Origin of the sequence: Candidatus Tumulicola sp. (genome assembly GCA_035601835.1) — a bacterium.
Classification (GTDB): Bacteria; Vulcanimicrobiota; Vulcanimicrobiia; order Eremiobacterales; family Eremiobacteraceae; genus DATNNM01.
Window position 1 is genome coordinate 379,296 of sequence record DATNNM010000011.1, and the last position, 14,274, is coordinate 393,569.

17 protein-coding genes are annotated in these 14,274 nt (G+C 64.6%); 13 read left to right on the forward strand and 4 right to left on the reverse strand.

Annotated features, from left to right (window positions below; all coding sequences use genetic code 11):
* The first annotated feature begins 108 nt into the window (after positions 1–108).
* From VN934_06635 to VN934_06675, 9 genes are all read left to right on the forward strand, one after another.
* Positions 109–1,383, forward strand: coding sequence for an aspartate aminotransferase family protein (locus tag VN934_06635; protein HXM18473.1), 1,275 nt, complete (start codon positions 109–111; stop codon positions 1,381–1,383).
* 40 nt (positions 1,384–1,423) lie between these two features.
* A complete protein-coding gene (locus VN934_06640; protein HXM18474.1) occupies positions 1,424–1,861 on the forward strand; it encodes an aromatase/cyclase in 438 nt (145 codons plus the stop codon).
* Positions 1,862–1,873: 12 nt separating this feature from the next.
* Positions 1,874–3,004, forward strand: a complete 1,131-nt coding sequence (locus VN934_06645) for an NAD(P)H-binding protein (GenBank protein ID HXM18475.1) — start codon at positions 1,874–1,876, stop codon at positions 3,002–3,004.
* Positions 3,001–3,924 (forward strand): hypothetical protein, encoded by a 924-nt coding sequence (locus VN934_06650; GenBank protein HXM18476.1) that lies wholly within the window; start codon positions 3,001–3,003, stop codon positions 3,922–3,924. Before VN934_06645 ends, VN934_06650 begins: the two co-directional genes overlap by 4 nt.
* Before the next feature lie 8 nt (positions 3,925–3,932).
* On the forward strand, positions 3,933–4,439 hold the full coding sequence (gene greA, locus VN934_06655; GenBank protein ID HXM18477.1) for a transcription elongation factor GreA: 507 nt from the start codon (positions 3,933–3,935) through the stop codon (positions 4,437–4,439).
* Positions 4,436–5,929, forward strand: a complete 1,494-nt coding sequence (lysS, locus tag VN934_06660) for a lysine--tRNA ligase (protein ID HXM18478.1) — start codon at positions 4,436–4,438, stop codon at positions 5,927–5,929. The genes greA and lysS overlap by 4 nt, the downstream gene beginning before the upstream one ends.
* Entirely contained in the window at positions 5,930–6,376 is a 447-nt protein-coding gene (locus VN934_06665; GenBank protein HXM18479.1) for a hypothetical protein, read from the forward strand. It begins immediately after the preceding gene.
* Positions 6,351–7,097: a tRNA pseudouridine(38-40) synthase TruA gene (gene truA / locus VN934_06670; GenBank protein ID HXM18480.1), complete on the forward strand. Its 747-nt coding sequence runs from the start codon at positions 6,351–6,353 to the stop codon at positions 7,095–7,097. Before VN934_06665 ends, truA begins: the two co-directional genes overlap by 26 nt.
* Before the next feature lie 161 nt (positions 7,098–7,258).
* Positions 7,259–8,011: a site-2 protease family protein gene (locus VN934_06675; protein ID HXM18481.1), complete on the forward strand. Its 753-nt coding sequence runs from the start codon at positions 7,259–7,261 to the stop codon at positions 8,009–8,011.
* 7 nt (positions 8,012–8,018) lie between these two features.
* Here VN934_06675 and VN934_06680 read toward each other — a convergent pair whose 3' ends face one another.
* The gene (locus VN934_06680; protein HXM18482.1) at positions 8,019–8,348 is read right to left on the reverse strand and encodes a hypothetical protein; all 330 of its coding nucleotides are present in this window, start codon (positions 8,346–8,348) and stop codon (positions 8,019–8,021) included.
* A gap of 140 nt (positions 8,349–8,488) precedes the next feature.
* Here VN934_06680 and rplM point away from each other — a divergent pair, with 140 nt between their 5' ends.
* Both rplM and rpsI read left to right on the forward strand, forming a co-directional pair.
* On the forward strand, positions 8,489–8,920 hold the full coding sequence (rplM, locus tag VN934_06685; protein ID HXM18483.1) for a 50S ribosomal protein L13: 432 nt from the start codon (positions 8,489–8,491) through the stop codon (positions 8,918–8,920).
* On the forward strand, positions 8,920–9,324 hold the full coding sequence (gene rpsI / locus VN934_06690) for a 30S ribosomal protein S9 (GenBank protein ID HXM18484.1): 405 nt from the start codon (positions 8,920–8,922) through the stop codon (positions 9,322–9,324). Before rplM ends, rpsI begins: the two co-directional genes overlap by 1 nt.
* 27 nt (positions 9,325–9,351) lie before the next feature.
* On the opposite strand, the gene VN934_06695 is transcribed toward rpsI, so the two are convergent.
* From VN934_06695 to VN934_06705, 3 genes are read right to left on the reverse strand one after another with little or no spacing between them, the layout of a single operon-like run.
* The gene (locus tag VN934_06695; GenBank protein HXM18485.1) at positions 9,352–11,184 is read right to left on the reverse strand and encodes a GAF domain-containing protein; all 1,833 of its coding nucleotides are present in this window, start codon (positions 11,182–11,184) and stop codon (positions 9,352–9,354) included.
* On the reverse strand, positions 11,184–12,986 hold the full coding sequence (locus tag VN934_06700; GenBank protein HXM18486.1) for an adenylate/guanylate cyclase domain-containing protein: 1,803 nt from the start codon (positions 12,984–12,986) through the stop codon (positions 11,184–11,186). Before VN934_06700 ends, VN934_06695 begins: the two co-directional genes overlap by 1 nt.
* 37 nt (positions 12,987–13,023) lie before the next feature.
* Positions 13,024–13,506: a hypothetical protein gene (locus VN934_06705; GenBank protein HXM18487.1), complete on the reverse strand. Its 483-nt coding sequence runs from the start codon at positions 13,504–13,506 to the stop codon at positions 13,024–13,026.
* 45 nt (positions 13,507–13,551) lie between these two features.
* On the opposite strand from VN934_06705, the gene VN934_06710 reads away from it, so the two are divergent.
* Positions 13,552–13,878, forward strand: a complete 327-nt coding sequence (locus VN934_06710) for a hypothetical protein (protein ID HXM18488.1) — start codon at positions 13,552–13,554, stop codon at positions 13,876–13,878.
* Positions 13,875–14,270: a flagellar basal body protein gene (locus VN934_06715; GenBank protein ID HXM18489.1), complete on the forward strand. Its 396-nt coding sequence runs from the start codon at positions 13,875–13,877 to the stop codon at positions 14,268–14,270. The genes VN934_06710 and VN934_06715 overlap by 4 nt, the downstream gene beginning before the upstream one ends.
* Positions 14,271–14,274 lie beyond the last annotated feature (4 nt).

The window sequence follows — 14,274 nt, forward strand, 5'->3', positions numbered from 1 at the left end:
TCGTCCCTCACGGCTTCCAATACGATCAGCGCGAAAACGGGCGCGGTGTTCCCTAGTGCGCCAACGGAAAGGTGGGCGCGCGCGGAGCCGCCGAAGGCTAACTTTCGTATGAGTGCCGACGGCGATCCCGGAGCATTGTTCGACACGGTTTATACCGCGTACAAGGAGTTCATCAACCCGCCGCTCGCGCGCTTCATGAAGATGGCGGGCGCGCCGGTCGAAGTGCGCGCGCGCGGTTGCCGGGTTTGGGACCACACCGGCAAATCGTACCTGGATTTCTGCGGCGGCTACGGCGTGTTCACGCTCGGCTACATGCATCCGAGAGTCGTCGCGGCGGTGAAAGCGCAATTGGAGGACATGGCGCTCTCCTCGCGCGTGTTCTTCAACGCCAAGCAGGCCGCGCTCGCGAAAGCGCTCGCGGATCTCGCGCCGGGCGACCTCAAGATCAGTTTTTTCTCGAATAGCGGCACCGAGGCGGTCGAAGCGGCGCTCAAACTCGCGCGCCTGTCCACCAAGCGCACGAAACTCGTCGCGACGCACAACGCCTATCACGGCAAGACGATGGGCAGCCTCACCGCCACGGGCCGCGATCTGTTCAAGGATTCGTTCAAGCCGCTCGTGCCCCAGTTCGAGCACGTGGATTTCGGCGACCTCGACGCGCTCGATGCGGCGTTGCCCGGCGCCGCCGCGTTCATCGTCGAGCCGATCCAATGCGAGGGCGGCGTGATCGTGCCGCCTGACGGCTACCTGCGCGGCGTGCGCGATCTGTGCGACAAGCACGGCGCGCTGTTCATCGCGGATGAAGTGCAGACCGGGCTCGGGCGAACGGGCTACCTATGGGGCGTGGATTACGAAAAGGTGGTTCCTGATGTCATCGCCGCGGCAAAGGGCCTGTCGGGGGGTGTCATCCCCATCGGCGCCACGATCTCCAAGCCGGACGTGTGGATGAACGCGTTCGGCAAATCCCCGCTCATCCATACCTCCACGTTCGGCGGCAATCCGCTCGCGTGCACCGCCGGTCTGGCGGCGCTGGAAGTGCTGCTCGAGGAACGGCTGGCGGAGCGCTCGCGGGTTCTCGGCGAGCGGCTGCTCGTCGCGAGCACCAAGCTCATGACGCGCCATCCGGACGTGATCGCGCAGACGCGCGGCCGCGGACTGGTCGTCGGACTCGAACTCACCGATGAAGGCTACGGCGGCGCCATCATCCCCGAATGTCTCAAGCTCGGCTTGATGGTCGCCTACACGTTGAACCAGCAGCGCGTCATCCGGCTCGAGCCGCCGCTCGTCGTGACGGAAACGGAGATCGACGAAGCGATGGCGCTGCTCGAACAAGGAGTGGCCAAAGCCAAAGCACAACTCGGGGATTTGAGCCACCGAAGCTAGGCGCTGCGAGATTCTCTCAGGCGCCTTTTGTGATGAGCGAATGCCCTACGTAGAAACTTCAATCGATATCGCGGCCCGCGCCGAAGCCATCTATGCATTGGCCAAGGAGATGGAGCGCTATCCTGATTTCATGCCCGATGTCGAATCCGTGAAGGTGCTCAAACGTGAGGGCAACGTCACCATCACGCGTTGGAAGACGCTGGTCGAAGAAGCGCCGATCGAATGGACCGAAGAGGACATCTTCGACGACGCCCGCACGCGCATCGACTACCGGCTCATCGAGGGCGACCTGGACAAATTCGAGGGCAGCTGGACGTTCGAAGAGCGCGACGGAAAGACGCACGTCGTTCTCGGCGTGGACTACGACTTCGGCGTGCCGACGCTCGCCGAACTCATCGGCCCGCTCCTGCACAAAAAGGTCGAAGAGAACTCGGTCATGATGCTCAAGGCGCTCAAGGCGAAAAGCGAGGGAACGTAGAAACTCTTGAACTTGCGTAAGTTCGGATTCCTGGTCCACCCCCTTTCGTACGAGGACGTCATCCGGTACGAGCCCGGCGCGGTGGGCAAGGGCAAGCCGCTGATAAGGAAGATCCTCGAATGGATGCCTGCCTACAGGGTATCCGACATCGTGGGCGTGCGCAGCATTACCGGCAAGGAGGTCAGCGGACATTTCATCGCCGTGCCGCTGCTGCCCGACCAGTGGCTGGAACTCCCGCGCGCGGAAGCCGTGCAGCGCGTGATCAACGGCGCCAAGGTCGCGATCGAACTAGGTTGCGACATCGTGGGCCTGGGCGGGTTCACCGCGGTGGTGGGCGATGGCGGCGTGACCGTGGCGGAGGAATGCCCCTCGATCGCGGTCACCACCGGCAACTCGTATACGATCGCGGCTGCGATGCAGAGCCTTTTCCGCGGCGCAAAAGAGTTGAAGATCCGCGTTTCTTCCGCGCATGCCGTGGTGATCGGCGCGACCGGCAGCATCGGTTCGGCATGCTCGCAGATCCTCGGCAACCGGGTCGCGAAGGTGACGCTGGTGGCGCGCAACGCGACGCGGCTGAAAAATTTGACGCATGCAATGCAGCCCCACGTGAGCGCGCAGCTCGACTGGACCGTCGACATCCGCGCCGCGGTGCGCAGCGCGGACCTCATACTCACCGCCACCGCTTCTACGTCCAGCGTGGTCGAGCCCGAAGATCTGCGCCCGGGCGCGGTGGTGTGCGAGGTGTCGCTGCCGCACGACGTCTCGCGACGCGTCGCCTCCGAGCGCGACGATGTGCTCGTCACCGAGGGCGGTAACATACTCGTGCCGGGCAAGAAGCTCAACTTCAACTTCGATTTCGGACTGCCCCCGCGCACTGCGCTGGCGTGCATGGCCGAGACCATGATCCTCACGCTCGAAGAGCGCTTCGTGAACTACTCGCTCGGCCGAGGCATCAACCTCGACAAGGTGCTCGAGATCGAGCGGCTCGCGGAAAAGCACGGCTTCAAGCTCGCCGGCATGCGCGCGTTCGACAAGGCCGTCACTGAAGAACAGATCGCCCGCATACGCAAGCGAGCCCGCGCCGCGCGCGCGCTCGCCGCTCGGCGCAGATCCCCGGGCGGCATCGTGGTCCAAGGCACGTGAAGCGCGTCGTTTCGGTGAGCCTGGGATCATCGACGCGCGATCACCGGGCAACGGTGCGGTGGCTCGGCGAGGACTTCGACATCTCGCGCGTGGGCTTCGACGGTTCGCTCGACCGGGCGATCGAAGAATTACGCCGCCTCGACGGGCGCGTGGATGCCATCGGACTGGGCGGCATCGACGTGTATCTTTACGCCGGCAGCAAGCGCTACGCGCTGCGCGACGGGCTTCGGATGCTTGACTCGGTGAAGAAGACGCCGGTCGTGGACGGCAGCGGACTCAAGAACACCTTGGAACGCGAAACGGTCAAGTATCTGCAGGAGCACGGCGTCATCGACTTCCGCGATCTCCCGGTGCTCATGGTCAGCGCGCTCGATCGTTTCGGCATGGCGCAAGCGCTGGTGGCCGCCGGCGCCAAAGTGACGTTCGGAGACTTCATCTTCGCGCTCGGCGTCGACAAGCCGGTCACATCGCTCGTCGAATTCGAAGCGCTCGCCGAGCGATATCTGCCCGACGCCTGCAAGCTGCCGTTTCAATTCTTCTATCCGACCGGCAAGAAACAGGAGAAGCCGCCCGAACCGAAGTTCCCGCATTACTACGCCGCGGCGAGCGTCATCGCGGGCGACTTCCACTTCATCCGCCAGCACATGCCCGCCGACTTGGGCGGCAAGACCGTGCTCACCAACACCGTGACGCCGGCGGACATCGAGGAGTTGCGCGCTCGCGGAGTCGCGCGGCTGATCACAAGCACGCCGAATATCGGCGGCCGCTCGTTCGGCACCAACGTGATGGAAGCCGCGCTCTTGGCGCTGCTCGGCAAACGCTGGGACGAGGTGACCGAAGCTGATTACCTCGGCTTGCTCCAACAGCTCGATTTCAAACCGCGCATCGAAGAACTCGCCATTCCATCGACCGTCAAATAAGGAATACCATGCAAGAAAAAGAGACCGTCGTCACCGCCGAAGGGCTGAAGAAACTGGAGGCCGAGCTCGACGAGCTCAAGACCGTCCACCGCAAAGAGGTGAACGACCGCATCCGCCAAGCCAAAGAGTTCGGCGACATCTCCGAAAATGCGGAATACGAGGACGCCAAGCAGGAGCAGGCGTTCATCGAGGGCCGCATCATGAAGCTCGAAGCGATGATCCGCGGCGCGAAGATCATCACCGAGGGCGAGGGCGGCGCCGACGAAGTCCACCTTGCGAGCACGGTCAAGGTGAAGAATCTGACCGCCGGCACGGAGCACGAATACACCATCGTCGGCAGCGCCGAAAGCGACCCGATGCGTTCGAAGATCTCCAATGATTCGCCGATCGGCCAAGCGCTCGTGGGCGCCAAGCCCGGCCAAACCGTCAGCGCCACCACGCCGAGCGGCGATGTGCAGCTGCGCGTCGTGTCGATCAAGGCCAACCGGAAATCCGGCCGCGCCAAGGTGAAGTGAGCGACGAGCTGGAGGTCGGCGCAGCCGAAGCGGAGCTCATCAAGGCGCGTCGAGCCAAGCTCGACGCGCTGCGTTCATCCGGGCACGATCCGTTCTTGCATACGAAGTTCGAGCGCACGCACACGGCGGCCGCGCTTCGCGCGGCGCACGGCGAACTCGAGGCGGGCAAGCACAGCGGTGCGAGCGCGGCGCTCGCCGGACGGCTCGGACCGTTGCGCCGCATGGGCAAAAAATCGGTGTTCTCGGATCTCGCGGACGAAAGCGGGCGCGTCCAGATCTACCTGAACGCCGAATCGCTCGGCGCGCAGTTCGAGCTCACCGACCAGCTCGATCGGGGCGACATCGTCGGCGTGAAGGGAGAGCCGTTCGCGACCAAGACCGGCGAGCTCACCATCGCGGTCAAGCAGCTTACCGTGCTGGCCAAGTCTTTGCGACCGTTGCCCGAGAAGTGGCATGGTCTGACCGATCAAGAAGCGCGTTATCGCCGGCGCTATGTGGATCTCATCGTCAACCGGCTATCGCTCGACACGATGCTCGCGCGCAGCCGCATCGTCGCAGCCGCGCGGCGTTTCTTGGACGAGCGCGGCTACGTCGAGGTCGAAACGCCGGCTTTGCTCAGCCTGGCGGGCGGGGCCAATGCGCGCCCGTTCGTCACGCACTCGCACGCCCTGGATATTCCGCTGCAATTGCGCATCGCCACGGAATTGAACCTCAAGCGCTGCATCGTCGGCGGCATCGAAAAGGTCTACGAGCTCGGCCGCATCTTCCGCAACGAAGGCATCGACCGGACGCACAACCCCGAGTTCACCATGTTGGAGCTGTACGAGGCCTACACCGACATGGAGGGGATGGCGCATCTGTCCGAAGACCTGATCCGCCACCTCGCGGACGTGGCCGGCATCAAAGGCCAGACGACGTTTCGCGGCGAGACGATCAATTTCGCGAAACCGTTCGCCCGGGTGGCATATCTGGACGCGGCGGCGCAGCACGGTCTGCCGCGCGAGGAGTTGTTGGACGAAGCGCGGGCGCGTGCCGCAGCGACGCGCCTTAAGGTCGAGGTCGCGCGGACGGATAGTCACGCGCACGTCATCGACAAGCTCTTCGAGCGCGTGGTCGAGCCCCACTTGATCGATCCGACCTTCGTCACCGACACGCCCGTCATTCTCTCGCCCCTGGCGAAACGCAGTCCGCGCGACCCGGAGCTGGTCGAGCGCTTCGAGCTGTTCATCGCACACTCGGAGATGGTCAACGCATTTTCCGAGTTGAACGATCCGGACGATCAGCGCAAACGCTTCCTCGCCCAAGCGGCGGATCGTGCGAAAGGCGACCCCGAAGCGCCGGAGCCTGACTGGGACTACGTGCAGGCGCTGGAATACGGCATGCCGCCCACCGGCGGCTTGGGGCTCGGCATGGATCGTCTTATCATGGTCCTCACCGGTCAGGAATCGATCCGCGACGTGCTTTTATTCCCGCTGCAAAGACCGGAGTAGATGCCTCCACCGAATCCGTACGAGAAGTTGCGGAACAACGCGCTCACCGCCGGCGTCGAGGGCGCCCTGATGGATCTGGCATATCCGAACGGCAGCGCGACGCTCGCAGCCATGGCGGACGGCACCGTCAGCATGTACGTCAGCAGCGGCGGCGGCTTTCTCGGTATGGGAGGACGGCCGGCGGTCCGAGCGGCGGCACAGGCGTTCTTGTCGGCGGCAAAGCATTGTGCGGCCGGCTTCTCTGAAGCCACAAGCTACCCGCTTCCAAATCCGGGTCAGGTCCGCTTCTTCGTCATCGCGCGAAACAGCGTGCGCGCATCGGAAGCGATCGATGAGCGGGCGATACAAGCGGCCGCGCACGCATTGTCGCCACTGTATGCCGCGGCCCAGGCAGTGGTCACGCAGATCCGATTGGTCAGCGATGCGGACAGTCGCGCTCGTCCTTGAATACGATGGCACCGACTTGCACGGCTTCCAGCGCCAGGAGGCATTGCCGACCGTCGCGGGCGAGGTGGAGCGCGCGCTAGAGATCTTCTGCGGTCATCGCGTCGACGTCGTCGGCGCCGGCAGAACGGACGCGGGCGTCCACGCCACCGGGCAGGTGGTGAGCTTCGAGACCAGTGCGGCTATCGCAAGGATGCCGATAGCGCTTTCCGGCATGTTGCGTTCTTCGAACATCGCCGTGCTGCGCGCGGTCGAACGCGAGCACGGATTCTCGGCGCGCCGCAACGCGCTCTCGCGGACGTATCGCTACCGCATTTTGAATCGGCTGGCGCCTTCGCCGCTGCATCAGCGCCGCGCGTTCTACGTGCGCTCGAGACTCGACGCCGACGTCATGCGGCACGCCGCGCAGGCGTTGTTGGGCGAGCATGACTTCGCCGCTTTCTGCGGCGCCGAGAAGCCGGCGAGCGGCATAACCAAGCGCGACGTCAAGCGTGCCGAAGCGCAGCGATCCGGTGATTTCATCGACGTGCTGATCGAGTCGGATTCGTTCCTTCATCAGATGATGCGCATCATCGTCGGAACGCTCGTCGAAATCGGCCGCGGCAAGCGCTCGCCCGACGACATGTCGCGCATCCTCGCATCGCGCGACCGGACGCAAGCCGGGCACACGGCGCCGGCGCACGGGCTTTACCTCGAATACGTGTTGTACGATCCGCCGGTTTAGCAGCCGGAAACATTGCTTGTGTGGAGCAGGACCTTGAGGTCCTGCTGATCCCGGTGTAGTGCCGGAGCTTTAGCTCCGGCGCGACCTAAAGGTCGCGCGTCACGTGAGGAGTTAGCCGGATCTAAAGGTCCGGCCCCACGCGCGCACGGAATAGCAAGAACGTGAACGACTCCGACCCTCAGGCCCCGCAACCGCAGCCCGACTACTCGCACCTGCTGCCCCCCGGCTACCAAACCCAGTCATTTCAACTGCAGCCGCGCACGCGCTCGCAGACGGGGGCCGGTTTGGTCGGCATCGGCGCGGTGCTGATCGCGATCGCCGTCAAATTCAAGACCGTGCTGCTCGTGCTGTTGAACTTCAAGTGGATCGCGATTCTGGGCAAGCTGCTGCTGTCGTCCGGCTCGCTGCTCGCCACCATCCTGCTGTGGATCCCGTTTTTCGGATTGCCGTTCGCGGTCGGCTTCGTGCTGCTCATCCTGCTGCACGAGATGGGCCACTATGTCGCCGCCCGCGCCTACGGATTGCACCCGAGCGCCCCGGTGTTCATCCCGTTCATGGGCGCATTCGTCGCGCTGCAAGGCCTCGAGCGCAATACCAAGATGTCATCGCTGATCTCGCTGGCGGGTCCAGCCGCGGGCGCGTTGGGAGCCTTCGGCTGCTACGTCGCCGGGATCCAAACAGGGCAGCCGTTCTGGTTCGCTCTCGCCTCAATCACGTTTTTCTTGAATCTGTTCAACATGCTGCCGATTCCGCCGCTTGACGGCGGCTGGGTGGTGGCTCCGCTGTTCTCCCGGTCATCGCCGGTCACCACGCTCGATCGCTGGCTGATCGGGGCGCAATATGTCGGACTGGGGCTGGCGCTTTTCGTCATGTGGCACGTCGCGGCAGGCGCGGTGCACATCACGCGCGGCTAGCATGCCGTCATTCCCGCGCGAGGAGAATGCCGGCGATCACGATGACGAAGGCGACCAGCGTCCACAGCCAAAATGCGGCGCCGCCTACGTTGAAGAGAAGCACGGCGGCGACGACGCCGAGCCCAGCACCGACGACGATGACGCCATGGCGCCGAAAATACGCGCCGCCCGCGATGAGCCCGATCGCGAGCGTGCCGAAGATGACCCACAGCCAGTGCGGGTTTTCGTGCCGGTTCATAGCGTGTTCGACGATGAGGAAAACGATGACGATGATGACCGGCACCAGGATCTGCCAGTTCGAGCGGAACACGCGGATGGTGCGGGTCAAGTCTTCCATGCACCGGCATTTTTTGGTGCGGGATACAAAACGCCTGGGAACCGCTATGAGGGACAGCGCTGCACTGCTTGACGGCTACCGCGCGGCTCGCTTATCATGAGGTGTCCCTCCCAGCCGGGAGGTTATTTTCTGAGGTTCACATGCGCACCCGTTTGATGTCCAAGAACTCCGCCCAGCGGACCTGGTTCCTCGTCGACGCAAGGGATAAAACCCTCGGCCGCCTAGCCACGCGCGTGGCGAGCGTACTGATCGGCAAGCACAAGCCCGATTTCACGCCTCACGCCGACACCGGTGACTGCGTGGTCGTCGTCAACGCCGGGAAGGTCCACCTGACCGGCAAGAAACTGACGACGAAGCTCTACCGGCAGCATTCGCAATTCCCGGGCGGCTTGTACACGCGCACGGCAGGTGAGATCAAGAACGACAGGCCGGAACGCCTCATCGAGTGGGCGGTGCGCGGCATGCTCCCGCTCAACAAACTGCGCGCGCCTCGCATGAAACGACTGCGCGTTTTCGCCGGTGCGGAGCATGACCACATGTCGCAGCAGCCGCAACAGCTAAAAGGAATATAATGGCAGTCAACGCCCCATCCTCTGTGCCGCGCGGCACCGGCCGCCGCAAACGCGCCGTGGTGCGCGTGAGGCTCCTGCCCGGCACCGGCGAGATCACCGTCAACTCGAAACCCGCGGATCAATATCTCGGGCGTGCCACGCTCATGCAGATCGTGCGTCAGCCGTTTGAGGCGACCAACAGCGTCGGGCGTTTCAACGTCATCGTCAACGCGTTCGGCGGCGGGTTGAGCGGTCAGGCCGGCGCGATCCGCCACGGCATCGCGCGAGCGCTGGTGCAAGCCGACGAGAGCCTCCGCCCGATCCTGCGCAAGGCGGGCCTGCTGACGCGCGATCCGCGCGAAAAAGAGTCGAAAAAATACGGGCGCAAACGCGCTCGCAAACGCTTCCAGTTCAGCAAGAGATAGATTTGTAGTGCCGGGGCTTTAGCCCGGTTAGACGGGCTGGCGGGCGGCCGCTCTGAGGCGCGCCGTTTCCACCGCGATGCCGGCGAGCTGCGCGAACACCTCGATCGTGCGCACCGTTTCTTCACCGGGCACGCGCCCATCTTTCGGGTCGTCCGGCGAGAGCAAGCCGATCGTGCGCCCCGATGAATTGAAGATCGGGAAGATGAGCATGTCATCTTCGTGCCAAGCGCCGGCCGCGGTTCGGGGCAATGACGCGCGATCGGGATGGCGGGTCACGCCGCCCGTGATGCCGAGCTCCTTCGGCGCATAGTAGAAGGTGTCACGCACGCGCGTGCGCTCGTTCATGCTGTCCTCGACCTCGCGGGGCTGGATCTCCTCGCCGACGACGTTGGTCGAGTAGCCGACCGCTGCGCGGCGCACGAACTTGTGGCTCATCGGGTCGCGCAGCAAAATGGTTCCGCCGGAAAACCCGAACATGTCGAGCGTCAGTCTGAGGATGCGTTTGAGCAGCGTGTCGAGGTCGTGCTCGCTGAAAATGGCAGTAGAGACGTCGAGGATGCGCTCGAGGCGGTGGGCGTAAGCGCGCCGTTGCTCCGCGATCGCCTGGGCGTCGGCGTGCATGCGCCGGATCGCCACGTTCTGTTCGCTCAGATCTTCTGCGCGCCGCTGCTCGGCCGATACCAAGTGCACGGTCTCGATCGCAGCTGCGGCGAGCCGCACGAACACTGCGCTGGCGTCAAGCGTCTGCTGCGACGGCACGCGCCCGTCGGCCGGCGAGTCCGCCGCCAGCACGCCGATGATCTCGCCGCTGGAAGACTGCAGCGTGAAGAGCAGCAAGTCGGCCTCGTGCCAGCGGCCGGTCTCGCGGCGCGCTTCGTAGAGCGCTTCGGGATTGCGGCAGAACTCCGGGTCGGTGTGCCACGTCTGCCGCTCGACCGGCGCATAGTAGACGTCCGGGCGGATCGCAAAGCGCCGGTCGATGCGCAGACCCATCTGCGCAAAAGAGACTTGGCGTCCGTGCAGCCGCTCGGCGATCTGCGGCGGATAGCCGATCGTCGCCGTGCAGACGTATGTTTCGGTGTCGCGTTGCGCCACGTACACCGCGCCGCACTCGAAGCGGAAGACTTGTAGCGTCGATTCCAAGATGCGCGCGAGCAGCGAGGGCAGGTTGCGCTCGCGCAGCAGCACGACCGCCAGATCCATGACCTGTTGCAACATGCGCGCTTGCGCCTGAGCCGCCTCGCTCATCGCCGCGTACTCCTCCAGATTGAGGTCGTGCGCCGCGCGTTGTTCCGCGATCGCGTCGCGCTGGAGCCGCGCGGCTTGCAGAATGACGCCGAGCGTCAAGACCACGATCCACGCCACGCTGAGCTGGACCAGCAGCGACGCCCAGTGCCCGGTTTCAGGCAGGTTGGGCACCACGCGCATGACGGTCAACAGCACCGTGGTAAGGGACGCCATGAAAATGGCGCCGCTGACGCGTGCGCGGGCCGCGGCGATCACGATGAAGACCAAGAAACCTCCCCACACATCGGGCAGCGTCGCCATGTACAGCACGATGATGCCCGATGCGATGAGGAAGTCCAGCGCGAGGAGTGACCTACCGGTCCAAATTACGACGGCGTCGCTCGTCGCCCGCCGCACGATGGCTGCGGCGACGAGGCCTGCGGCGAACCACGCCACAACGCCGACAAGCTGCAGCCAGCGGCCTTGAGGCAGCGGCAAGAGCAAGAACACGGTGGCGCCGATGAGGATGCCGACGAAGCGCGCTTTGAGCAAACTGCTTTCGAACCAGCGCATTTCGTCGAGCGCCGAATTAAAGCTGGAGATGGAAGGTTTCGGGGCGAGCGCTTCGTTCATCAGCCGTGCAGGACGTATACCGGAGTTGGCCCGACCTTGCCTTTGATGCGGGCTTGACGACGCGTTGCCGTCACCTGCCCTTGCACCTTTTCGTAGGTCGCGGCATCGGCGAGGATCTGGCTAGGTTCCGCGATGGCTTGCAGCCGAAACGCCAGGTTGACCGCGTTGCCGACGACGGTGTACTCGAGGCGCTGTTCGGAGCCGATGTTGCCGGCCACGACGTCGCCGGTGGCCAGACCGATGCTGACGGCGAGCGGCCAGTTGGCGCCGCGCGCGGCGTTGAGGCGCTCGATTTGCTGCATGATCTGGCGAGCCGCCGTGACCGCGCGTTGGGCGTCGTCGGCCGCAGGCCTCGGCGCCCCGAAGACCGCCATCAGGCCGTCACCGTAATACTTGTCGAGCAGGCCCAGGTTCGCAAAGACGACGTTCGCGGTCGCCGCGAGGTAGCGGTTGAGGATTTCGACCACCTCCTCAGGCATCAGCCGTTCGGAAAGTTCGGTGAAACCGCGGATGTCGGCGAAAAGCATCGTACAGATCAGGCGCGTGCCGCCGAGCGGCACGGCATCGGGGTCCATCATCAGACTGTTGACGACGTGCGGCGCCAAGTAGCGCTCGAAGGAGCGCGCGATGCGCTCGCTCTTCTCGAGTTGGGCGCGATTGGCGGATTCAAGCGCGCGACTCGCGGTGAGGTCGTTGAACACGATCGCAGTGCCGCTCGTGCCGGCCTGCGAGCGGATGCTGAAGAAGGTCAACTGGAGCACGATCGGGCCGCGCTCGGCATGCGACCCGGTGAGCTCGACTCTGGTCCGCGCGTCAGTGGTCGACCGGAATTGTTCCAGCAACGTGGTGAATCCGGGCAGCCACGTGTTGAGCGCCCGCGCATGCCGGCCCTCAACGCTTGATGCCGACAGGCCGAACGTCATCTCTGCGCCACGGTTGAATCGACGCACCACGTCCTGCTTGTCAAGCACCACGACGCCCGACGCGATCGACTCGAGGATCTCGTCGTTCTGCGACTTGAGCGCGAAGAGCTCGTCCAAACCATGCGACAGGTCTTCAAACGAGCGCGCGTTCTCGATGGTGATCGCGGCTTGTTCGGCGATGGCCCCAAGCAGTTCGGGATCGTGATTGAGCGGATTGTCGGCGCCGATGCGCGAGTCGACGTAGATCGCCCCGAGCACGATGTTCCCGTTATTGATGGGCACGCACACGATCGAGCGGATATGCAGGGAGCGGACACTGGGCGCGTCGCGCACGACCGGATCGTTCTGCGCATCGGTCGTCACGATCGGGATGCCGTCGTGGCACACGTGCTCGATGATCCAGCGGCTCACCGCGAATTCCGGCCTCGTCATGATGTGCGGATCGAGGTTCGTGCCTGCGCTGAGCTCTGGTCGCTCAGGCCGTCCTTCGGGGCGCTGGTCCGGACGTGAGGGGAGCAGGACGATAGCGCGTTCCGCGCCCGTCGCTTCAACCGCGAGATCGCTGATCAACTGCACCAGTACCGGCAGGTCGCGCACGGCATTGAGGGTCTTGCCGATGCGCGCCAACACGTCTGCGCGCCGCTGCTGGTGCTCGAGTTCGTCCTGCAGCCGTTGCGCGCGGGTCGAGGCTACACTGGCTTCCAATTCGCGGGCGTGCACCTCGCGGCGGGCGCGCGCGAGCAGGTCGAGCAGCTTCGTGGCGGTCGACGAGGTGCGCGTCGAAGGAGCCGGTTCGGTGAGGCTGCGCGTCTCGTCCAACGCCTCATCGAGCCGGGCCGCGATCTTCTCCCAGGGATTCTCGCGCCGGTCGTGTTCCATCTATATGGGATAATCGGCATTTCCGGGTGTGGGGACCCTAGTAAAGGGTCGGGTAACTGACCCCGAATTGCTCGGCATCGAACATGAGGGCGGCACGCAAGACCCCCGCCGGCACCTCAAAAGCAAGCGAGCCGACTTCGCCTTGACCCGGCCCCAGGGACCCCTCGGAGAGCGAGAACGGCAGCGACTTGGTCCGCGCGCTGACGTCGAAGCGGTCGCCCTGGTCGGTGACGAGCGAGAACCTGCGGTAGAGAACGTCCAGCGGGACCGTTCGGCTGGCGTTGCGCACGCGCAGCATATTGATGATGACGAATTTCGTCTTGCCCCCTGGAACGGGTTCGACGCTCGTGGTGGTCGAGCTGAATCCGCTGGGGAGCGCGACCTGGACCGGGGTGGAGGCGTCAACGCCGTCGGCGCTCGACGCCGGCACGGCGCCGACGGCGATGGCCAGCGCGATCAGCGCAGGCGTCGCGAAGCGGAAGAAGTTCGATCGATGCACGGTTCTGAAGAAGTTGGTCATCCAGCGTTCAAAATCCGCTCATGCGCGGCGCGTACCTTAAGCCGCATGAGCACGTCGGCGATCTCGCTGGTCGAACAAGGTATGCGTTTCGCGCAAGCGCGCGCCGGCTTGCTCGCGGCGGACGTCGCAAACTCGGCCACGCCGGGGTTCGTGCCGCGCGATCTGACGCCGGCAATCGAACCGGGTCTTGAGTCCGGGGGCTTGCGTTTTGCCGCCGTGACGCAAGAACTGGCTTCGGGCGGACCGGCTGCCGGCCTCGAATACGCGATGGCCGCGACCGCGAAAAATTCCGTGACCTATCGCGCGCTTGCGGATCAAGAACGCGCGATGCTGCGAGAATTGCGCACCGTCGCCGAAGAGTCGCGCCGATGATCGGACCGGAGTCCGCATTCGACATCGCGGCAAGCGGCATGGCCGCGCAGCGCATGCAAATGGATTTGATCGCCGACAATCTTGCCAACGCGAACACCGCGCGCATCGGAGCGCCGTTCCACGCGCGCGCGGCCGTGTTCGAGACCGCCTCGCCGTTCGCACAAGCCCTCGACTCCGCATCGCTTGACGCATTTGCGGTTTCGCTCGACGACGAGCCGCAAGTCGCGGGCGTGCGACTCGCCGGCCTCGTCGATGCCAGCGAGCAGGCGGTCGATCCGGTATCGCAGATGGTTGGGCTCGTCGCATCGGGGCGCGCATACGACGCGGACATCGCCGTGCTGCAAGCCGCCAAACAAATGGAGATCGAGGCGGTCGACATCGAGAGGGCGTGAGGCT